The organism is Nocardia sp. NPDC051756 (genome assembly GCF_040681495.1).
GTDB lineage: Bacteria > Actinomycetota > Actinomycetes > Mycobacteriales > Mycobacteriaceae > Nocardia.
In genome coordinates, this window is record NZ_JBFAYV010000007.1 from 452,477 (window position 1) to 470,907 (window position 18,431).

The following is an 18,431-nucleotide window of genomic DNA, read 5'->3' on the forward strand; positions in this document are numbered from 1 at the left end:
CGAATCCGCATGTCGCAGCGGACTGACTTACGTGCCTTCCACTGCTGAGCGCTGGGCGAACCAAGCCAAGATGGATCGCTTGTAACCATCAGGCATGTTCAGAGCAGCGATCTCACCTTCACGAAATAGGCCGACCTCTTCGTGTTCGTGAGACAAGGCAGGCTCGGCGCCTGTATCCGGATAGCAGCCGTAAGTCACGATGAAAACGTGCCTCTCAACCGATGCAATGTAGTGGATCCATGAATCGAGGATCGGCCCGACGGTAACGAGCCACCGCGTCTCCTCAGCGATCTCCCGAGCCACACACTCTTCAGGCGACTCATCCACCTCGATCCGGCCGCCCGGCAGTTCCCACTCGTGCCGCTCGTTCTTCAACAGCAACACCCGACCGCCACGAACAACCACCCCCTTAACCGACACCGAATACATGTGCGGCACATAACCGGACCCAGTCATGCCGCGACGCTAACCGCAGCATCATTGACCTGTCCCACTATCGCGTGGACATCTTCCAGATCTGTTGCTCGCGGCTTCATGCGCCGTCTCCGAGGAACGGCGACGCATACGACCGCGCGTAGGTGTACTGCGGCGACACGGTGATCACGTCACACACCCGCACCACCCGCTCCGGCACCTTGCCACCGAAATGCTCCGCGCTCGGCACGACGACTGCTTCGGCTCCAACCGAGCGAACCACGTTCAACAACCGCTCAACCGGCGAGTCGGTATCCGGACCGAACACCACCGTCTTGGCCAGCTCGTACCCGAGCCGCTTTGCGAGACTACGGATCTGGGTCTCATGCCAGGGCTGGGACGTTCCGGAAACATCCCGACGCAAGTATCCGATCGCGGTCGGTCGCTGACTGACCGGCTCGCCCCAAACACGGCGTAACCAATTGTGTTGCATAGCCGGCCCCCTAGCTTCGATGACGGTTGACAGCTCGAGACCGGGCCACTCACACCAACCCGAGCAGTACCAGGACGTTAGAACTGCCGGACGCCCGCCAGCCACCGAAGTGCGCAAAAGTGCCAGTTCCGTTGACCATTGCCAGCTTGAGCTGCGAATATATGTAGGCAAATTCGCACTACTTCCTCTTGGAGGTTCTCATGCGTGTGCAACTCCTCGGCGGTCCGAGCGGCAGCCAAGGTTCCCCGACGCTGTATCTGACCGACCGTCGAACATTTGCCGTCCAAGGCTGGAAAACTCAGCGAGACAATCGAATCGAGATACCGCATCGGCTGCTCGGCTACGTCGAACCGGGCACCTGCCTCGCTGATCTCGAGGACACCGGACACGGTACGTTCCTGCTGTCGGGAACGCCGATCACCGACCCGGAGGCGCTGGCAATCATGCAGATCCCGGCCCATGAGACGGCGGTCGAGGTACCGATCGTGCAGGAGGTGACGCCCGATGCGAATGGTCCCCGGTGGTGATCCATTCGACCGCTTGCTCGATCAGGCGAAATCAAGGGCGTTCCACCTCGAGACCGACGACGACTACCTCGCAGCGAACGAAACCGATTCGCTGACTAATTTCTTCGCGGACGAGACTGCCGATCCGGGCGGCGACTGGTTCATCCCCTGGGGCAATCAGGTCGGGCGCATGGCCGCCCGTGGTGTATCGGTTCAGCGTGCCCGAGTTGTTAGCGAACCGCATACCGGTTACACGAGGTACCTGCTGGCGCTCGCCCCGCACAACGTCGATGCGGGCGAAGATGTGCGGTACTTGCCGCGAACCAACGCCGACCCGACCGACGCGGCGAGCGAGGACTTCTGGTTGCTCGATGACGAAGCGGTGGCCTTCAGCGTGTTCGATGAACGCGGATTCTGGTCGGGCGGAGCAGTTACTACAGATACGGCGATCGTCCGATACGCCGCTGAAATTCGCGATCGGGTCTGGTCGGCCGCTATCCCGTTCCGGGAGTATGTGACCCGCCAGGCATTGTGACCGAAATTCTTCGCGCTCGCCAAGCTTTGGGCGCGCGTCTACGCGAACTTCGCAAAGACGCGCGCTTGGATGGCCGACAGTTCAGCACCGAAGCGGGTTGGCATTGGTCGAAAACATCACGGATAGAACTCGGCAAGCGCACACCCTCTGAAGACGACCTCGCGGTGTGGTGCCGGATCTGCGACGTCGAACTCGCACTCCCTGACCTCGTCGCGAGCCTACGCAACGTGGAGGCTCAATGGGCGGAGTGGAAACGGGTCGCAGCTGCGGGACACGCACGCCGACAACGTCGGGCAGTAGAGATCGAAGGCAGGGCGAAGCTCCAACGGGTGTACGCACCGGTCATTCTTCCCGGACTGCTCCAGACCGAGGACTACGCCCGTAGCGTGCTATCGACATGTATCCAATTCCTCGGTACCCCTGACGATCTCGATGACGCCGTGGCGGCGCGAATGCAGAGACAAGAGGTCCTGAATCGGCCCAAACACCGATTCGTACTCCTCGCCAACGAGTCCGCGCTGTTCACCACCGTTGGCAACAACGCCGTTATGGCCGATCAGCTCCAACACCTACTCGACTCCGCTTTCGACAATCCCCGACTCATCTTCGGCATCGTGCCCCTCACTGCCGACTTCACCTATCTGACAACCTCTTTCGACCTCTTCGACGGCAGCATGGCGCTGATCGAGACGGTCAGCGCCGAACTGACGGTCGTCGCAGTCTCGGAATTAGTGCTCTACGAGAAGATTTGGGCAACGTTGAGTCGCCAAGCGCTCTACGGCGACCAGGCCCGCGCAGCGATCCGAGCTGTGCAGAGCCGAAGGCGCACAATGCTCTGAGCCAGCCTCAGCCGCCCGCCGTCAGATAGAACTGTCTGCCCCGCAGTGTCGATCGTTGGACCGACTGTGGGTGCGCAAGGTCTGGTCGACAATGGTCTTCTATTCTGCGGGGCGAATCCGCAAAGGTTGGGAGGTCGGCTATGCGCCGACGAATCATGTTGCTGGCAGGGTGACGGTGCGATCGACCACATGGCCGTGGTCACGCACATCGGCAAGAACAGCTATCCCGACGTATCCGAATGGGGCACGGCCGCTGGTGGCGGTTCGCGGTCGAAGTACGTCCACCGCGGGTGGACGTGGTCCGAGAACGACAAGAACTGGCTGCGAGCCAGGAATCCTGGGGTAATCGCCTACCTGCTGGTCGTCTCCCCCTGACAGCTGAGTGGCCGACGATCGCACGTGCCCGATTTGCCGAGTTACGTTGCAGGACAGTCGTATCGCGCGGCAGAAACCATGGGAGGAGAGTTATCTATTCAAGGCGATGATGAGAATCAGCACTCCGAACACGGCCACATAGGCCGAACTCGCAAGGACGAGATCCCACGGAACCTGTCGGATACGTTCTCGCAAATAGGCTCCGAATCCTTCGATTCGGGCTGCGTTGAGCCGATCGATTCGCTTCAACTCTCGACGTATGGCCGTTTCGATGACATGTCGCTCGTCCTTGGGCAGCGAACGAGACTTGTCGAGGATGTCAACCAGTGTCTTGAGGGTCTCATAGGGTGTCCGGCGGGCGGTTCGCACGGCGAATGTTCCTGTGACAATTGCGGCGACGATGATCCCGCCCCATCCCGCCACTTGCTCCCACCACGCCATAAGGAAATCATCTCAACGGCCTGAAGCGTTGGCCAGTTTCCCGTCGTCGGCCGCCTCGGCTGCGGCGAACGCGGGATCATCTCCGCGCAGGTGATAACGAACACCGCTCGATAGGCTGGTCACTCAGCGCGCGGCATTCCTGTTCTCCAACACCAGGTCTCGGTATTCGGCGGCGAGGCGGTGGCAGTCGCCGGGCCATCTGGCGGAGAGGTAGTTGGCGTCTCGGACGGTGAAGCCGCGGTTCAGGTGGGTTGCGGAGTCTCGTTGCGGAAGTAGGGGGCCGCGTTTGAATTGGTGTGGGTTGCGTAGGGCGGCGGTTACTTCCGTTTGGACGGTTTGGGGGTAGGTGCGGTAGTAGGTGCCTAGGCGGAGGCGGGTCAGGTTCCAGGCGGAGAGTTCCAGAGTTGCTGTTACGGCGGTGGTTTGGCGGTCGTGTAGGACGGACAGGCCGGTTGAGGGGTCTTTGGCTCGGGCGGCGAGCAGGACGCCGTGGCAGACGGCGGCTACCGGTTTTCCGGCCAGGATGGCGTTGCCGAAAATGGTTTGGGCCGTGGTGGATTCGAGCATGGACTTCATGCCGGGGGCGTGGCCGCCGGGGACTACTACGCCGGTGACTTCTGCGTCGACTACGTCGGAATACGCCAGGGGGGATTGGAAGTCGGGGTCTTCGCGCATTCGGTCGTAGTCGTGCAGGGCGTCGCGGCGGGTCATGAGGAGTGGGGAGAGGAAGGAGAAGCCCTGTTCGACGAGGCGGTCGTCGGCCAGGGCTACTCGCCCCTCGGGGGTGGCGAAGCGGACGGGGATGCCTGCGTCCCGCAGGGCTGCCCACGGCACCGCCGATTCGGTGGGGTCGTAGTCGTGGTCGGGCAGCAGGAACAGGATCATTTATGCAGGGTAGCCGGAGAGTTGCCGGTTTAGAGCGGTAATGGTTGGCGGGCGGGGCGGGTGCGGCGCCAGCAGACGGCGAGGAAGGCGATCAGGCCGAGCAACGGCAGGGAGGCGATGGTCCAGCTCAGGGGCAGGGGCGGGCCGGGCTGGTCGGCGACGTGGATGCCGTCGAGGGTGCCTTCGCCGTGGCCGAGCGGGCCGTCGAGGGTGAAGATGAAGCTGTAGTTGCCGGGGTCGTTGATGGCGAGAATGTCCAGCCCCCAGGAGTCGCGTTTACGCGGGTGGCGGACGAAGGAGGCTCCGCGTTTCCAGGAATGGTAGGCGGGGCCGGCGATGCGATACGTCCCGGACTTGTCGGCGATGCCGCCCTCCGGCATGAAGGTGAAGTCGAGAGACTTCATGGCGCGGATGGGCCAGGTAGAGAAGCCGACGGTCATGGCGTACGGACCGACTTGGACGCGTTCGGTGTGCACGATGTCGACGGGAGCGTAGGCGGAGGCGGGAGCGATCGCGACGAACGAGAGGGTGATCGCCGACAGCACGGTGAGGGCGAGCTTGCGCAGTGTGGTCATCGGGCGATCTCCGTTGCGGGCGCGGGCAGCATGCGGGTGAAGCGGCCGGCCAGGAAGCCGGCGAGGAGGCCGAGCGGTATGGCGACGGCGGTGGACAGCACGACGTCCTTGGCCGCGATGCCGGAGAAGAAGTGGGTGAACTGCAATTGCAACGGAAAGGTAAGCCCGACAACGACACCCGTCACCAGACCGGCCAGCACCACGATCTTGTTCGGGTCGTAGCCGCGGGTGCGGGCGAGCAGGAACAGACCCTCCACGGCGACGGCGGCGATGATCAGGAACATCGGCATGATGGCGGGCAGCGACGGCGGACGAGACCCGAGACCGTCGCGCAGCGGCAGCCCGATCGACGAGGCGTACACCTCCGCCGCCCACGGCGAGAACCACCACAGGATCGCCTGAATCAGCCCGAGCGCGAGCGCGATAGCGATGGCGGCACCCGGACGGGCCAGCGCCGCCGCACCGAGGACGAGCAGCATCGGCCCGAAGAACAGGACGCCGAGAATGGTCGAATCGATGGGCAGTTCGAAGTTGTCCAACGCCTGGGTGAGGATCGGGGCGAAGGTGATCATGATCGGGATGGCCAGGACGATGCCGAACTGGCCCCAGCGATGGTCGCGATGCGCGGCGAAGACCATGATGCTGCCGATCATGGTGAGCGTGATCGACAGGAACAACGCGACGTGCGAGGGCGTGTTCAGCACCGCGTCGAAGCCGTAGATCGAGTGCCACTGCATGTCCAGCAGGCCGTAGAGCAGGAACAATGCGGCGCCTGCGCCGGCCACCATGTAGCCGAGCGGTGCGGTGAGGTTGCTGCCGAACACGCGGATCGGGGTGCCGCCCATCGCGGGTACGGGCCGTCCGGCGCGCTGGGCGAAGGTGGCGATGAGCACCATGGCGAGACTGGCGAAACCGGAGATGGCGCTGCCGGAATACAGGAACAGGTGCGGCAGCGTGAAGAAGGTATCGGGGCCGACATCGTTGTGCCACTGGATATCCCAGCTGAGGCCGACCAAGGTGACGGCGGTGCCGAGCAACACACCCCAGGCCCCGGCGCGGGCCGCCGCGCTGTTGTCCGAAACGGTCAGCGGGGGCGCGCCGCCTTCGATCGTGCCGGACGCTACTGAGCTGTTCATGACGAGCGGTCCCTCCTGTGTCGTGCTCCTGTGGTTCGTGCCGATACGCATGTGCCCCTCAGCCGCCGACCCACAGTGGCAGGGTGACTTGGTCGATGCCGTTGTGTGCGTCGATGGACAGGCGCAGCTCCCAGGGGCCGGTCATCATCAGCGATACCGCCGGGGCGTGAAAGCGACCGGATCCGTTGGCGGCGGCCGGAACCGCCGCGCCGGCGTGGCCCATCAACGGCTGGATCGCTTGAATCTGTACTGCCGCATGGTCTATCGGGGCACCGGCACGATCGGTGACCGTGACGTCGACGGCGGTTTCACCGAGTCGGAGACTGTCGATGGTGACGGTGACAAGATGTTGGGGCGTACCGGTTTTCAGCACGACGGGGGTGCGCGGGCTCGGCCAGACGAGCCAGCCGATGACGGCGATCGCGACCACGACCACTGCCACGGCGGCAATACGCAGCGACCGACCGGATGTCTTCATCGGTGCTCCCCCTGTGCCGCAGCGACATCGAGCACCACAGGAACGGTGAGCACGGTGTAGTTCCGTTCGACCTGGATCCAGAGCCGGTATCGGCCCGCGACGGGGAACGTGAAGGTGAACGGAACATCGGGTCCGTACGCGGCCACGGTCTCATCGGGCGGGCTCTCGCCGTTGACCGGCGGCATCAGCATGACCCCGCGTCCTGCGGCCGCATCACCACTCGTCCCAGGCAGGTCATGCATCCCCGCCATGTCGTGTCCGCTCATTCCCGGCATGTCGGCCATACCCGACATCGACGTCGGACCCATCGAGTGCGCGTGGCCCCAGACGGCCGAGTTCTGCACGGCCGCAGCGATATCCGCGCCCCCATCGGGTACCGGGCCGGCCATGATCAGGTGCCCGACCATGCCGAGCCACGGTTGCAGATCGGACTTGTCCCCGATTTCGGCGGTGACGGTCGTCGGTTTCCCCGCCACCGCCTCGGTTGTCCGGACGGTGATGGAATTGCCGCCGAGAACCATCGACGCGGACTTGTCACTACCTCCGAGATGCAGTGGGGTGCCGAAGGTCTGGGGCGGAACGCCCGTGTCGTTCGGCAAAGCAGTGAATCCGGTTGCGGCACGCACCATCTGGACACCACCACCTCGCCGGGCCAACTCGGCCGACAGCGCGTACCGACCGGACTCGGGGGCGGTCACGTGAACCTGATAGCGGCCGGGGCCGGTCCGGATCGGATGTAGATGCGACAGTCCACCACTCGGACCGACCATCAGCAGATGCATGAGCGCACTGTCGTGCACGAGCAGATCGTCCACGGACGCTCCGGTGGCGGCGTCGATCAGCACGAGATCCAGATCGCCTGGCCGACCGGCGGTTACCGAACCCTCGACCGTGAGGATGACCGGCGGACGAGAGAAGTCCGAAATCAACGGCTGGTTCAGCGAATACGGATCGGTGACGTTACCGAGTGTGGGGTCCAGCTGACCGCCGGGCTGCGGCGGCAGCGGCAACGACGCCGAGAGCAGCGCGGCGGTCACCGACACCGCGACCCCGGCCACCATCCCGCCGGCCGGGATCAACGCCCACGCACTGCGCCGGGCGCGCATGGCGATCAGCACCGAAACCGGCAGCAGCACACCGGCAACCAGGAATCCGGTATAGACCAGCCGTTCCGGCGGCGACGTGACCTGCGCGGGCACCACGAACGGAATGCGCGCCACCCGGGTCCCATCGCCGACGGCCAGTTCCCAAGGGCCGGGCCGATCCATGTCGAGCGTGGTCGAGTACATGCCAGGCTCGGGACCGAGTTCGACAACAGCCTCGGCGGTCGGCGCTCCAGGGGCGGGCAGGTCGGAGTCGGCTCCGGTCGGCGTCACCGCGAGCGTGAGCTTGCCGACAGCCGTGCCCGCGTGCGTGACCACGTCCACGCGCAGCGGACCAGGAACGCTGGTGACCCGCCGGAGCACGATCGTCAGTTCCCGATCACCGAGCGACTGCGCCACCGAAAGATCCGCCCCCGCCGAAGCGGAGTCGGCGGATGCCGGTGCCGTGCCCACGAGCGCGAGCAGGATCCACAGCCCGACCACGAGCAGGACTCGGCAGCGAGCAGCGCGGGCGACAGACACGACCCTCATCGTATGGAATTGGTCCCATGAGTTCATCACCTGCTGAGGGGATCTCAGCTACCCCGCTGGGGTGATGCCTTCATGGGTGAAGACCCGGAGAATGTCCGGCTGCCGAGATCGCCGGCCGCTTGCCGGAGCAGCTCGAGGAAATCGGCCAGCGGTGGCTGTGACTCGGTGCCGGCTTTGACGACCACGACAATCGTCCGCGTCGGGACCGGACCGACGACCGGGCGGTAGACCGCCGACGTGGTCGGAATGGCGCCGAGCGCGAGGCGCGGTATCAGCGTCACCCCGAGACCCGCGGCGACGAAGCCGACGGCGGCGGCGTAATCGTGTGCCTCCACGGCGAAGTCCGGGCTGAATCCGGCCGCACCGCAAGCCTTCAGCATTGTCTCCCGGCAGAGGGTGCTCGGCCACTCGTTGTCGATCCAGCGTTCCGATCGCAACTCCCCCAGCTCGATGATCTCCTGTGCGGCGAGCGGGTGGGCAGGCGGCAGCACCGCGACGAAGGGATCGTCGAGCAGATGCAGAATGCGCAGCCCGGCCGGTACGCGCACGGTTTCGTCGATGACCATGATCTCCGCGTCGGCGGACTCGTTCTCGGACAAGCCCTTCCCCAATCGGAGCGCCACCCGTACCTCGGGATGCAGGCGGCCGAGTTCCGACACGACGGGCGGGATGAGCACGGCTCCGGCGGTGGCGAAGTAACGGATCGTCAGGCGCTGCGACTTTCCGGCCCGCAGGTCGGCGAGCGCGGTTTCGGCGCGGGCGACCTCGTCCTGAATCCGGCGGGTGTGGGCGGCCAGGAGCAGACCGGCCTCGGTGGGCCGGATGCCGCGTCCGTGCCGCTCCACCAGCGACATTCCGGTTTCCCGTTGCAATGCGGCGATGTGCTGGCTGATCGCGGATGCCGTGTAGCCGAGCCGCGTCGCCGCCCCTTGGATCGAGCCGTTTTCCACGACCGAGCGGAGCACTGTCAATCGATGCACGTCGAGCATCGCAGAATTCTACAGCGGTACTTAAGTGTCCATAAGAAATCATCGCTTGTGCTGTCGTATGTCGAACATCAAGCTGACGATATGAAGATTTCATTGGGCATCATCGGACTCGGCGCGATGGGCACCGAGATGCTCGATGTGGCTTGCCGGCATCCGGATTTCGAGGTTGTCGCGGCGGCCGATCCGAATCCGGCGGCCGTCGAACGGATTCGCGCCCGGCATCCGGATATCGTCCTCGGCCAAGACCCCTCGTCCCTGGCCGAGGACGATCGGCTCAATGCCCTCTACATCGCCTCGCCGCCGGACACGCACGCGAGTTACGCGATACCGGCGATGTCGGCGGGCAAGGCCGTGTTCTCGGAAAAGCCTCTGGCGGTGCGACTTACAGACGGTATTGAGATGGTCCGGGTCGCCGCCGAAACCGGTGCGGTCAATGCACTCAACTTCACCCTGTCCGACCGTGCGGCCGCGGTAGAGGTCGGGCGAGCCGTGCAGGCCGACGAAGCGGGTGACATCCTCGGCGTGGACATGCGATTCACGTTTCCCGCCTGGCCTCGCGCCTTCCAAAGCGATGCCGCCTGGGTCGCCGGTCGTGAACAAGGTGGCCTGTTGCGCGAAGTCGGTTCGCACTATGTGTTTTTCACCGACCGCCTACTCGGCCCGCTGACTCCGGTATCTACCCGGATCCACTACGGCCCGGCCGCCGAAACCTCCGCCATCGGTAGCTTCACAGCGGGCGGAGTTCCGATCACCCTCACCGGGAATGTCGCCGCGGCACCCGAGTCGTATGAGTGGATCCTCTACGGCGGCAAACGTTCCTACCGGATCACCGACTGGTCGCACCTGCACATCAGCGACGGCGGCCCGTGGGCGGAACTCCCGCTCAGCGGACCACACGGCAGCGAACACACCCGATTGAGCGCGTTCGCCAACGCAATCCGCGGACAACCCTCCACCCTCGCCGACTTCGCCGCCGGTCTACGCGTCCAGCAAGCGGTCGAGCACTTCCACCGGACCGCTTCCTGAACTCAGGCTTTCAGCCCGTGCTTGGTGAGGTAGATGTTGTGGAAGGTGAGCAGGGCCGCGAGGACGACCAGCCACTGCACGGTACTCACCAGCGGTATCGCATCGATCGGCAGCGTGTAGGCCAGCACTACCCGCACGAACGCATCCAGCAAGAACACCGCACCCCACACCGCGGTCAACACCCGCAGGTGGAAGCGGAACTGGGAATCGTTGTCCCAGCGGGCATCCCACTGCCGGTACCCTTCCTCGCCGATCTTCGCCGTGACGATCGCGCGGGAAGCAACGCGCATGAACGGACGCTGGGTCAGCAGCGAACCCAGCATCCACAGGCCGAGCAGGCCGAAGATCCAACTGTCGCGCACCATGAGGGTGCGCGGGTCCCCGGTCACCAGCGTCATCACCGAGCCGAGCACGATCATGGAGAGCACGAACAGCGCGAACGCATCGATGCGCCGCTCTCGAATCGCATGGTAGACAAGGATTCCCGCGATCAGCAGCGTGGGCGCGATCAACGCCGCCCACGGGTTCACCCCGGCCGCGCGCAGGGCGTAGTAGCCGCCGAGTGGGAGCACCAATTCGAGGATGATCTGGCGGGCGAGGTGGCGGCGGACCGCGGCGCGTTTCTGCTGTGGCGTCGGTTCGGCGGTCAGCGTCTGCGGTGAATTCATGTCAGCTCCGGTAGTGATCACGATTGCTTGCGGGTTGCGCGGTCGAAGAGATCGGCCAGTTCGCGGGCGCAGGCCGCGGCGTCGAAATCGGGGTCGTCCGCGGCGCGCGCGACGGCCGCATCGCGCGCGGCTCGAATGGCGAGCCCCATGACCGCGGGGTCGAAGGCCCGAAAGGCCCCGGCCCGCTGGCCTTCTCGGAGCCACTGCTCCTGGGTACGGGCGATCTCGCCGACGTGTTCGATCAGGCTCACCGTCTGCGGGTCGGCGGGACGGGCATTGGCGACGATGCTGGCGAGTGCCCGCTGATGCTTGGGGTACTCGTCCAGCAAGGCCAGGTTGGCGGCGAAGTACGCGCGCAGCGTGGCCCCGTAGCCGGACTCGTGCCGCAGCTTGGCCACGACGAATTCCGTGTTCACGCGGACGATTTCGTCGGCGACCTCCCGGATCAGCTCGTCCTTGCCGCGAAAGTGGTAGGAGATCATGCCGGTGCTGCTCAGCCCCGCCGCCTGCGCGATCTTCGCGAACGAGGTATTCGGCAGGCCATGCTCGGCCACCACCTCGATCGCCGCGTCCACGATCTGCGTGCGCCGAGCAGCCTCGGTGAACGTCCGCCCCGATTGCTTGTCCGAGCCACTCTTTGCTTGCATGAGCAAAACTGTAGCTCGGTTTGCTCATGCGAGCAAGAGTTGGGTCAGACAAGCAACAAGCGTCCGCCGGCTCTCCTGGTCAGCGCGTCTGCGCCTTCGTCGAGATTGCGGGCGACTGCGACTCGGTGAGGCGCCCACGAAGGAACTCGGCGATGTCCGCACGCGCGGTCCTGGCCTGCGGCACCAGACCGGGCAGGGCGATGAACGCGTGTGGCGCTCGGGCGTATTCGGTAAGGGTTGTGGGCGTGCCGGATTCACGCAGTCGCTCGGCGTAGCGGCGGCCGTGGTCGGCGACCGGGTCGACGGTCGGCACCGCTACGAGGGCCGGGGCGAGGCCGCTCAAGTCAGCGACGGACAGCGGCGAGACCGGGCGGGGATCCGTTCCCGGCGGTGCGGCCAAGCGCTGGAACAGACGCAGTTTGGACACGGTCAGCATCGCACTGTTCGCATGCTCGGACATCGAGGGGTAGTCGAACATCGTCTCGGTCAGGTCGGCGACCGGATTGATCAACACCTGCGCGCGCAAGGTCAGGCCGGTGGCCTTGGCCCGGATGGCGGACAGTGCGGCGATCAGCGCGCCGGTACTCTCGCCGATGACCGCGACCCGCGCCGGGTCGACTCCCCATTCCGCAGCGTGCTGGACGACGTCCTGAAGCACGTCCCAGCCGTCGGCGAAGGCCTCCGACAGCGCCGTCCCCGGGGCGAGTAGACGGTGTTCGACCGAGACCACCACTGCGGGCAACCGAGCGGCGAGACGGCTACTCCCCCAATCGCATTGCGCCGCCGTGCCGATGAATCCACCGCCATGCACGTGCAGTACCAGCGGCAAAGCGGCGCGTCCGGCCGACGGCCGGTAGACCCGAACCCGCAGCACGCGATCGGCGAGAGTCACCTCCTGCCAACGGATCGTGGCGCGGCGGTCCGGAAATCCGGTGACCACCCGCAGCAACCGCGAACCCGCTTTCCGATTTGCCTTGTCCCGGAAGGCAATCAGCTCCTCGGTCGTGATCGTCGACCAGTCCGGGTCCTTTTGCAGGACGTGCAGCAGCCGAATACCGAGCGGCGGCTGTTCGATGCCGGCGTCGTTCATGTCGTTCCTCCTCGAGCACACGGCGCCCGGTCGGCATGAACCACCATGCCGGCGCGTGTTTCCTCGGTCAGCATCGCCAGCGCGACAGCGGATGTATTGGATAAATCTTCCGGTGCCGCTGTTCGGCGCCGCGGCCGATCAAGGTCGAGGGCTCACACTGCGGCCGCGTACGCCGGGTCCACCCACGCGACATCGTCGACCGAGAGCCACGGCGCGACCGCCACCCCGTTCGGCGTCACCCCAGCGAAGTTCATCACGTCCCGATGCAGGTGAGACTGATCCGTATATCCACTCTCCGCCGCCACCAGGGCAGCGCTGTCCCCGCCGGCGAGCCGGTGCACGGCATAGTCGAAACGCACCAGCTGCGCCGCCCGCTTGGGCGTGAGACCGATCTGCGCACGGAATCGCGACCAGAGTCGCTTGTAGCTCCAGCCGATCTCGGCCGCCAGCCGATCGATTCGTATCCGCCCACGGCTCAGCAAGATTCGCGCCCAGGCGAAGGCAACCTCCGGATCGACCGGCCGACCCGCGGCCTGTCGACGCGTGAGCGCCGCCGCCGCGATCGCGAACCGCTCGTCCCACGACTCGGCAGCATGCAGCCGCTCCTGGATGCGTCCGGCGTCCCGGCCCCAAAGGTCCTCCAGGGCAACGACGGTCCCGCCCGACTCCGACGAACCACCGAGTGCCGCGTGCGCGACCACCGGAGACAGTCGAATCTGCAGGAGATCGACCGCACGCCCGCACCCGCGCACACCGGCGGGGCCGAGACCGATCACGGCACTACCGCGCTCTCCCACACCCCGCACGTCATCGACGAACCACACGTCACCGAAATCGATGAACACGGTGAACGCGGGGTACGGGACCAGCGCCAGCTCGGTCGGCCGATCCGCACAACCATGAAACCCGGCCATGCTGACCCCCGCCATGCGGCGCGAGCGGTCCGGGACCGCGATATCCACCACGGCCCCGGCAAGACGAACCGGCTCGGGCATACCGCCATGCTACGAGCCCGCACCTCGGCGGCGCGTTCGCCGGATCAGCTCGCGATCACCGCGCGGGCGGCGCTGGCACCGGGCAGGCGTCCACGGCCTCGGCCACCACCTGGCCGGAATCCGGGACCGGCGGACGGACGCCGTCGGCGTAGTCGGTTCCGACCACGGGCGGCGCGAGTTCGAGCGCCGCGTTCTCCTCGTCGGTGAAAGCTCTTGCCCGACTGAGGAATCGCCAACCCTCGGGTGCTTCCAGACTGAACCCACCGCCGCGCCCCGGAACGACGTCGAGCACGAGTTGGGTGTGTTTCCACGCCTGGAACTGGGATCCGGAGATCCACACCGGCACCGCGTCGAGGTCGGCGGACGGCAGATTCGCCGGCACCTCCCCCACCGCGAGGCGCAGGTCGAGGATGCCGAGCAGCACGTCCCGATCGCCGACGATGAACTCCCCCAACGGATAACACATCGGCGAGGACCCGTCGCAGCAGCCGCCGGACTGGTGCATCATCAGCGCACCGTGCACGTCGCGGAGGCGGCGCAGCAGTGCCGCCGCCCCCACGGTCGCGACCAGACGGGGCGGGGCGGCACTCACCGCGCCACCCGTTCCCGCTTCGCCTGATGGCTCGGCATCAGAAGAATCCCATGGCCTTCGGCGCGTAGCTGACCAGCAGGTTCTTCGTCTGCTGGTAGTGGTCCAGCATCATCTTGTGGTTCTCCCGGCCGATGCCGGACTGCTTGTAACCGCCGAACGCCGCGTGCGCCGGGTACTGGTGGTAGGTGTTGGTCCACACCCGTCCGGCCTGGATGTCGCGGCCCGCGCGATAGGCCCGGCTGCCCTCGCGCGACCACACGCCGGCGCCGAGGCCGTAGAGGGTGTCGTTGGCGATGGAGATGGCGTCGTCGTAATCGGTGAACGAGGTCACCGAGACCACCGGACCGAAGATCTCCTCCTGGAAGATCCGCATCGCGTTGCGGCCGGTGAAGATGGTCGGCTGCACGTAGTAGCCGCCGTTCAGGTCGCCGCCGAGCATCGCGCGCTCGCCGCCGGTGACCAGTTGTGCGCCTTCCCCTTTGCCGATCTCGATGTAGGACAACACCTTTTCGAGCTGATCGTTGGACGCCTGCGCGCCGATCATCGTCTCGGAATCGAGCGGATCACCTTGGCGCACCGCCTTTGTCCGCAGCGCGGCGAGGTCGAGGAAGCGGTCGAAGATGTCGGCCTGGATCAGCGAGCGCGACGGGCACGTGCACACCTCGCCCTGGTTGAGCGCGAACATGGTGAAACCTTCCAGGGCCTTGTCCAGGAAGTCGTCGTCGGCGCTCATCACATCCGAGAAGAAGATGTTCGGGCTCTTGCCGCCCAGCTCGAGGGTGACCGGGATCAGGTTCTGCGAGGCGTACTGCATGATCAGCCGGCCGGTTGTGGTCTCGCCGGTGAACGCGATCTTCGCGATCCGGTTGCTCGACGCGAGCGGCTTGCCCGCCTCGACGCCGAATCCGTTGACGATATTGACCACGCCGGGCGGCAGCAGGTCGCCGATGATGCTCCACAGGAACAGGATCGAGGCGGGGGTCTGCTCGGCGGGCTTGAGGATCACGGCATTGCCCGCGGCCAGCGCGGGGGCCAGCTTCCAGGTCGCCATCAGGATCGGGAAGTTCCACGGAATGATCTGCCCGACCACGCCGAGCGGCTCGTGGAAGTGATAGGCGACGGTGTCGTCGTCGATCTCCGAGAGCGAACCCTCTTGCGCGCGAATGGCTCCGGCGAAGTAGCGGAAGTGATCGATGGCCAGCGGGATGTCGGCGGCCAGCGCCTCCCGGATCGGCTTGCCGTTGTCCCAGGTCTCGGCGATGGCGATCGCCTCGAGGTTCTCCTCGATCCGGTCCGCGATCTTGTTCAGGATCACCGCGCGCTCGGCGGCAGAGGTCTTGCCCCAAGCCGGTGCGGCGGCGTGCGCGGCGTCGAGCGCCAGCTCGATGTCCTCCGCGGTGGAACGCGCGATCTCGCAGAAGGTTTCGCCGGTGACCGGGGTCGGGTTCTCGAAGTACTGGCCCTTGACCGGCGCAACCCACTGGCCGCCGATCCAGTTGTCGTAGCGAGGCTGGAAGCTCGTCGGCGACTCCGGCGAACCAGGACGGGCGTATACGGTCATCGAAACTCCTAGCGTTCACGGCGGGTGTGCACTGTGATCCACGACACTATGACCCTAACGTTGCATCACCGTTGGGAACAGGTCAGCGACCGCCGAACTCGCGATCCAGCACGGCGATCTGCGCCGCCACTTGGGCATACAGCGACGAATCCCGGTCCAGCGAGGCCTGGTAGGCCGACCACGCGCCGCGGTCCTCGCGGCCGTCGACCGAGGAGATCCACCAGCCGAGGATCGCCGGGTCCCTGGAGGTGAGGACGGCCGCGCGCATGCGGGCGCGCAGCGATTCGCGCACCCGGACGACGCCGGGAGCCGGTGAGGCGGGCAGTAATTGGCCGCGGTAGCGCGCCACGGCCGCGCCGATGTCGCCGCGGCGCAGGCTGCGCCGCAGCTCGCCGACGTCCGAATCCAGTTCGGTCAGTAGCCGATAGGGACGCGAGCCGAGGGCGGCGCCGCCGAGAATCCGGCGCAGGCGCGAGATTTCGGCGCGCACGGTGACCGCGTCGAGGTCGCGTTCGTCGAGCAGGACCGCGATGTGCTCGGTGGCGAGTCCCTCCGGATGTTCCATCAGCAGCAGAAGGATCTCCGAATGCCTGCGCGACAACGTGATTCGTTCGTTGCCGAACAGGAGGGCGGGTTGCGCGCCGAGCAGTTCCACGCGCGGCGCGGTGCGGACAGACACCGGATGAGCCCGCAGCTCGGACTCCGCGACGGCGACGGTCGCCCGGATCAGCGAAAGCACTTCCGGCGCAGCGACGCGCGGTCCGCCGGTGATGTCGATCGTGCCGAGGATTCGTCCGGTCGCCGGGTCGTGCACCGGTCCCGCCGCGCAGCTCCACGGATGGACCAGTCTGCTGTAATGCTCGGCGCCGAAGATCTGCACGCAATGATCAAGGGCCAGTGCGGTTCCGGGGGCGTTGGTGCCGACCGCCGCCTCGCTCCAGTCCGCGCCGTCGACGAAGTTCATGCCGGCCGCGCGGTCCTTGGCCGCCGAATCGCCCTCCACCCAGAGCAATCGGCCGTGCGCGTCGCTCAGCGCGATCAGCAACCCGGTGTCCTTGGCGTCCTCGACCAGCAGGGTCTGCACCACCGGCCGCACCGCCGACATCGGATGGGTGCGCCGATAACGCTCCAATTCGGTTCCGGTCAGCGACGTCCGGCCGATCTGCCGATCCGGGTCGATGCCGTTGCCGCGGCTGCGCACCCAGGACGCCTCGACCACCTGCCGGATCGAGGTCGGCGCTTCGCCGCGCTCGATAAATGATTCGTGCGCGGCCGACAGATCGGTGCCCACCTGTTCGGCGTCTTCGTCCGGGCGCAGCGCTGCCCACGGATTCGCTCGAATACCCGCACCGCTGCCCACAGCCTCCATACTCCTCGGCAACTACGCCCCGATCAATGCGCCGTTGCCGCGCCGGTAGCGGTCAGAGGTAGCGGGCGACCTGTTCGGCGGCTTCGACGGGGTGACCGGCTTGGATGGGGGCGCCGACGGTGTGGAACTTCCAGACGTCGGCTTCGCGTTGCACCTTGGCCACGACCATGCCGGTGTGCCTGCCGCCGACGCGCAGATTGCCGCCGGTGAGTTCGACATCGGTCTTTCCGTCGACCAAGCGCCAGAATGCGTTCCGGACCCGTTCGAAGGTGTGTCCGGCGTAGGAGGTGACGACGAATACGACCGTCGACGCTTCGGCGGACAGCCGGGTGAGGTCGACGTCGATCATCTCGTTGTCGCCTTTGCCGGAGCCGGTGAGATTATCGCCTTGATGACGAACGGATCCGTCTTTGGAGGACAAATGACCGTAGAAAGCGGCGTCCATGAGTTCGCGGCCGGAAAAGACCAAGGCCGACGCGTCCAGATCGATATCGACTTCGCGTAGGCCGAATCGGCCGGGTTCGCGGACCGGATCCCAGCCCAATGCCATTTTCACATGCGACAACTCGTCGCCATCCGGTTTGCGCAGTGCCAATTCGGTGCTGAGACCGAGCAGGCCGGTATCGGGTAGCTCGACCGGCGGTTGCGGCGGCGGTGACTTCGGGGTCCGGCCGACGGCGACGCCGTGCGCGGTGACCAGGGTGGCGAAACCGCTGCGGTAGCCGTGGCCGAGTGAACGCAGCTGCCAGTCGGGATCGTGCCGGTCGAAATCCATGGCGACGACCGTCGACTCGGGGCCGAGGCCGGTAATCAGATAGTCGCACAGCAGGTTTCCCGCAGCGTCATCGATACGCAGCTCAGGGGCCGCGTAATTGCCGAAGCTGTCCTGCTGGTCGTCGAGTGCGACAACGATTCGCACGTGTTCGATGTCGGCGGGAATCGCGCGCAGATCGATCGCCAACGCGCTCGGCCGCCCGTCCTCGCCCGGCAGCAGTCGTGCGCCCTGGCCGAGCGGCTGGTTGTAGAAGACAAGATCCGCGTCCGCGCGCACCATGCCGTCCGCGGCGAGCAGCAGCGCGGACAGATCGACGGCCGCGCTGTGCCGGACCGAAACAATGATGTGCTCGGCTTCGAGCACATTTACCTGCCCCCGAGCCAGTTGCACGGTCATTCATCACACACT

At 66.0% G+C, this 18,431-nt stretch carries 22 protein-coding genes; 5 read left to right on the top strand and 17 right to left on the bottom strand.

All coding sequences use genetic code 11. The features are described from left to right. Positions 1–27: 27 nt before the first annotated feature. The gene (locus AB0M22_RS32225; protein WP_364734927.1) at positions 28–456 is read right to left on the bottom strand and encodes an NUDIX domain-containing protein; all 429 of its coding nucleotides are present in this window, start codon (positions 454–456) and stop codon (positions 28–30) included. Between the two features lie 76 nt (positions 457–532). Continuing rightward, on the bottom strand, positions 533–907 hold the full coding sequence (locus AB0M22_RS32230) for a hypothetical protein (protein ID WP_364734929.1): 375 nt from the start codon (positions 905–907) through the stop codon (positions 533–535). A gap of 200 nt (positions 908–1,107) precedes the next feature. Between AB0M22_RS32230 and AB0M22_RS32235 the strand changes: the two genes are divergently transcribed. The 4 genes from AB0M22_RS32235 (at position 1,108) to AB0M22_RS32250 (ending at position 3,162) form a co-directional block, all read left to right on the top strand. Further along, positions 1,108–1,434, top strand: a complete 327-nt coding sequence (locus tag AB0M22_RS32235; protein WP_364734931.1) for a hypothetical protein — start codon at positions 1,108–1,110, stop codon at positions 1,432–1,434. Positions 1,435–1,447: 13 nt separating this feature from the next. After that, a complete protein-coding gene (locus tag AB0M22_RS32240; protein WP_364734933.1) occupies positions 1,448–1,948 on the top strand; it encodes a DUF6879 family protein in 501 nt (166 codons plus the stop codon). Next, positions 1,945–2,787, top strand: coding sequence for a helix-turn-helix transcriptional regulator (locus AB0M22_RS32245; RefSeq protein WP_364734935.1), 843 nt, complete (start codon positions 1,945–1,947; stop codon positions 2,785–2,787). Before AB0M22_RS32240 ends, AB0M22_RS32245 begins: the two co-directional genes overlap by 4 nt. 189 nt (positions 2,788–2,976) lie before the next feature. Then, the gene (locus tag AB0M22_RS32250) at positions 2,977–3,162 is read left to right on the top strand and encodes a hypothetical protein (protein ID WP_364734937.1); all 186 of its coding nucleotides are present in this window, start codon (positions 2,977–2,979) and stop codon (positions 3,160–3,162) included. Between the two features lie 90 nt (positions 3,163–3,252). Here AB0M22_RS32250 and AB0M22_RS32255 read toward each other — a convergent pair whose 3' ends face one another. The 7 genes from AB0M22_RS32255 to AB0M22_RS32285 form a co-directional block, all read right to left on the bottom strand. Next, a complete protein-coding gene (locus tag AB0M22_RS32255) occupies positions 3,253–3,603 on the bottom strand; it encodes a hypothetical protein (RefSeq protein WP_364734939.1) in 351 nt (116 codons plus the stop codon). A 123-nt stretch (positions 3,604–3,726) separates the two neighbouring features. Next, positions 3,727–4,488 (bottom strand): type 1 glutamine amidotransferase domain-containing protein, encoded by a 762-nt coding sequence (locus tag AB0M22_RS32260; RefSeq protein WP_364734941.1) that lies wholly within the window; start codon positions 4,486–4,488, stop codon positions 3,727–3,729. A gap of 29 nt (positions 4,489–4,517) precedes the next feature. Beyond that, positions 4,518–5,063 (bottom strand): hypothetical protein, encoded by a 546-nt coding sequence (locus AB0M22_RS32265; RefSeq protein ID WP_364734943.1) that lies wholly within the window; start codon positions 5,061–5,063, stop codon positions 4,518–4,520. Next, positions 5,060–6,199 (bottom strand): hypothetical protein, encoded by a 1,140-nt coding sequence (locus AB0M22_RS32270; RefSeq protein WP_364734945.1) that lies wholly within the window; start codon positions 6,197–6,199, stop codon positions 5,060–5,062. The genes AB0M22_RS32265 and AB0M22_RS32270 overlap by 4 nt, the downstream gene beginning before the upstream one ends. 58 nt (positions 6,200–6,257) lie before the next feature. Next, positions 6,258–6,677, bottom strand: coding sequence for a FixH family protein (locus tag AB0M22_RS32275; RefSeq protein ID WP_364734947.1), 420 nt, complete (start codon positions 6,675–6,677; stop codon positions 6,258–6,260). Next, positions 6,674–8,302 (bottom strand): hypothetical protein, encoded by a 1,629-nt coding sequence (locus AB0M22_RS32280; protein ID WP_364734949.1) that lies wholly within the window; start codon positions 8,300–8,302, stop codon positions 6,674–6,676. The genes AB0M22_RS32275 and AB0M22_RS32280 overlap by 4 nt, the downstream gene beginning before the upstream one ends. A gap of 53 nt (positions 8,303–8,355) precedes the next feature. After that, a complete protein-coding gene (locus AB0M22_RS32285; RefSeq protein ID WP_364734951.1) occupies positions 8,356–9,300 on the bottom strand; it encodes a LysR family transcriptional regulator in 945 nt (314 codons plus the stop codon). Between AB0M22_RS32285 and AB0M22_RS32290 the strand changes: the two genes are divergently transcribed. Beyond that, positions 9,286–10,326 (top strand): Gfo/Idh/MocA family oxidoreductase, encoded by a 1,041-nt coding sequence (locus AB0M22_RS32290; RefSeq protein WP_364734953.1) that lies wholly within the window; start codon positions 9,286–9,288, stop codon positions 10,324–10,326. The two genes, AB0M22_RS32285 and AB0M22_RS32290, sit on opposite strands and share 15 nt — an antisense overlap. A 2-nt stretch (positions 10,327–10,328) precedes the next feature. Here AB0M22_RS32290 and AB0M22_RS32295 read toward each other — a convergent pair whose 3' ends face one another. The 8 genes from AB0M22_RS32295 to AB0M22_RS32330 form a co-directional block, all read right to left on the bottom strand. Then, complete coding sequence (locus AB0M22_RS32295; protein WP_364734955.1) at positions 10,329–10,994, bottom strand: VC0807 family protein; 666 nt, start codon at positions 10,992–10,994, stop codon at positions 10,329–10,331. Positions 10,995–11,011: 17 nt separating this feature from the next. Continuing rightward, complete coding sequence (locus tag AB0M22_RS32300; RefSeq protein ID WP_364734957.1) at positions 11,012–11,641, bottom strand: TetR family transcriptional regulator; 630 nt, start codon at positions 11,639–11,641, stop codon at positions 11,012–11,014. A gap of 79 nt (positions 11,642–11,720) precedes the next feature. Then, entirely contained in the window at positions 11,721–12,731 is a 1,011-nt protein-coding gene (locus AB0M22_RS32305) for an alpha/beta hydrolase (RefSeq protein ID WP_364734959.1), read from the bottom strand. A gap of 152 nt (positions 12,732–12,883) precedes the next feature. Then, entirely contained in the window at positions 12,884–13,726 is an 843-nt protein-coding gene (locus AB0M22_RS32310) for a helix-turn-helix domain-containing protein (RefSeq protein ID WP_364734961.1), read from the bottom strand. Between the two features lie 55 nt (positions 13,727–13,781). After that, positions 13,782–14,234, bottom strand: coding sequence for a DUF779 domain-containing protein (locus AB0M22_RS32315; RefSeq protein ID WP_364735147.1), 453 nt, complete (start codon positions 14,232–14,234; stop codon positions 13,782–13,784). Positions 14,235–14,355: 121 nt separating this feature from the next. After that, the gene (adh, locus tag AB0M22_RS32320) at positions 14,356–15,879 is read right to left on the bottom strand and encodes an aldehyde dehydrogenase (protein WP_364734963.1); all 1,524 of its coding nucleotides are present in this window, start codon (positions 15,877–15,879) and stop codon (positions 14,356–14,358) included. Positions 15,880–15,961: 82 nt separating this feature from the next. Beyond that, a complete protein-coding gene (locus AB0M22_RS32325; RefSeq protein ID WP_364734965.1) occupies positions 15,962–17,248 on the bottom strand; it encodes a transcriptional regulator in 1,287 nt (428 codons plus the stop codon). A 52-nt stretch (positions 17,249–17,300) separates the two neighbouring features. After that, positions 17,301–18,419: a TerD family protein gene (locus AB0M22_RS32330; RefSeq protein WP_364734967.1), complete on the bottom strand. Its 1,119-nt coding sequence runs from the start codon at positions 18,417–18,419 to the stop codon at positions 17,301–17,303. Positions 18,420–18,431 lie beyond the last annotated feature (12 nt).

Excerpts from the sequence above, each read along its gene's own strand:
- AB0M22_RS32225 (WP_364734927.1), bottom strand. The coding sequence starts at position 456 with ATGACTGGGTCCGGTTATGTGCCGCACATGTATTCGGTGTCGGTTAAG.
- AB0M22_RS32230 (WP_364734929.1), bottom strand. The coding sequence starts at position 907 with ATGCAACACAATTGGTTACGCCGTGTTTGGGGCGAGCCGGTCAGTCAG.
- AB0M22_RS32235 (WP_364734931.1), top strand. The coding sequence starts at position 1,108 with ATGCGTGTGCAACTCCTCGGCGGTCCGAGCGGCAGCCAAGGTTCCCCG.
- AB0M22_RS32250 (WP_364734937.1), top strand. The coding sequence starts at position 2,977 with ATGGCCGTGGTCACGCACATCGGCAAGAACAGCTATCCCGACGTATCC.
- AB0M22_RS32255 (WP_364734939.1), bottom strand. The coding sequence starts at position 3,603 with ATGGCGTGGTGGGAGCAAGTGGCGGGATGGGGCGGGATCATCGTCGCC.
- AB0M22_RS32260 (WP_364734941.1), bottom strand. The coding sequence starts at position 4,488 with ATGATCCTGTTCCTGCTGCCCGACCACGACTACGACCCCACCGAATCG.
- AB0M22_RS32265 (WP_364734943.1), bottom strand. The coding sequence starts at position 5,063 with ATGACCACACTGCGCAAGCTCGCCCTCACCGTGCTGTCGGCGATCACC.
- AB0M22_RS32270 (WP_364734945.1), bottom strand. The coding sequence starts at position 6,199 with ATGAACAGCTCAGTAGCGTCCGGCACGATCGAAGGCGGCGCGCCCCCG.
- AB0M22_RS32275 (WP_364734947.1), bottom strand. The coding sequence starts at position 6,677 with ATGAAGACATCCGGTCGGTCGCTGCGTATTGCCGCCGTGGCAGTGGTC.
- AB0M22_RS32290 (WP_364734953.1), top strand. The coding sequence starts at position 9,286 with ATGCACGTCGAGCATCGCAGAATTCTACAGCGGTACTTAAGTGTCCAT.
- AB0M22_RS32285 (WP_364734951.1), bottom strand. The coding sequence starts at position 9,300 with ATGCTCGACGTGCATCGATTGACAGTGCTCCGCTCGGTCGTGGAAAAC.
- AB0M22_RS32295 (WP_364734955.1), bottom strand. The coding sequence starts at position 10,994 with ATGAATTCACCGCAGACGCTGACCGCCGAACCGACGCCACAGCAGAAA.
- AB0M22_RS32300 (WP_364734957.1), bottom strand. The coding sequence starts at position 11,641 with ATGCAAGCAAAGAGTGGCTCGGACAAGCAATCGGGGCGGACGTTCACC.
- AB0M22_RS32305 (WP_364734959.1), bottom strand. The coding sequence starts at position 12,731 with ATGAACGACGCCGGCATCGAACAGCCGCCGCTCGGTATTCGGCTGCTG.
- AB0M22_RS32310 (WP_364734961.1), bottom strand. The coding sequence starts at position 13,726 with ATGCCCGAGCCGGTTCGTCTTGCCGGGGCCGTGGTGGATATCGCGGTC.
- AB0M22_RS32315 (WP_364735147.1), bottom strand. The coding sequence starts at position 14,234 with ATGATGCACCAGTCCGGCGGCTGCTGCGACGGGTCCTCGCCGATGTGT.
- adh (WP_364734963.1), bottom strand. The coding sequence starts at position 15,879 with ATGACCGTATACGCCCGTCCTGGTTCGCCGGAGTCGCCGACGAGCTTC.
- AB0M22_RS32325 (WP_364734965.1), bottom strand. The coding sequence starts at position 17,248 with ATGGAGGCTGTGGGCAGCGGTGCGGGTATTCGAGCGAATCCGTGGGCA.
- AB0M22_RS32330 (WP_364734967.1), bottom strand. The coding sequence starts at position 18,419 with ATGACCGTGCAACTGGCTCGGGGGCAGGTAAATGTGCTCGAAGCCGAG.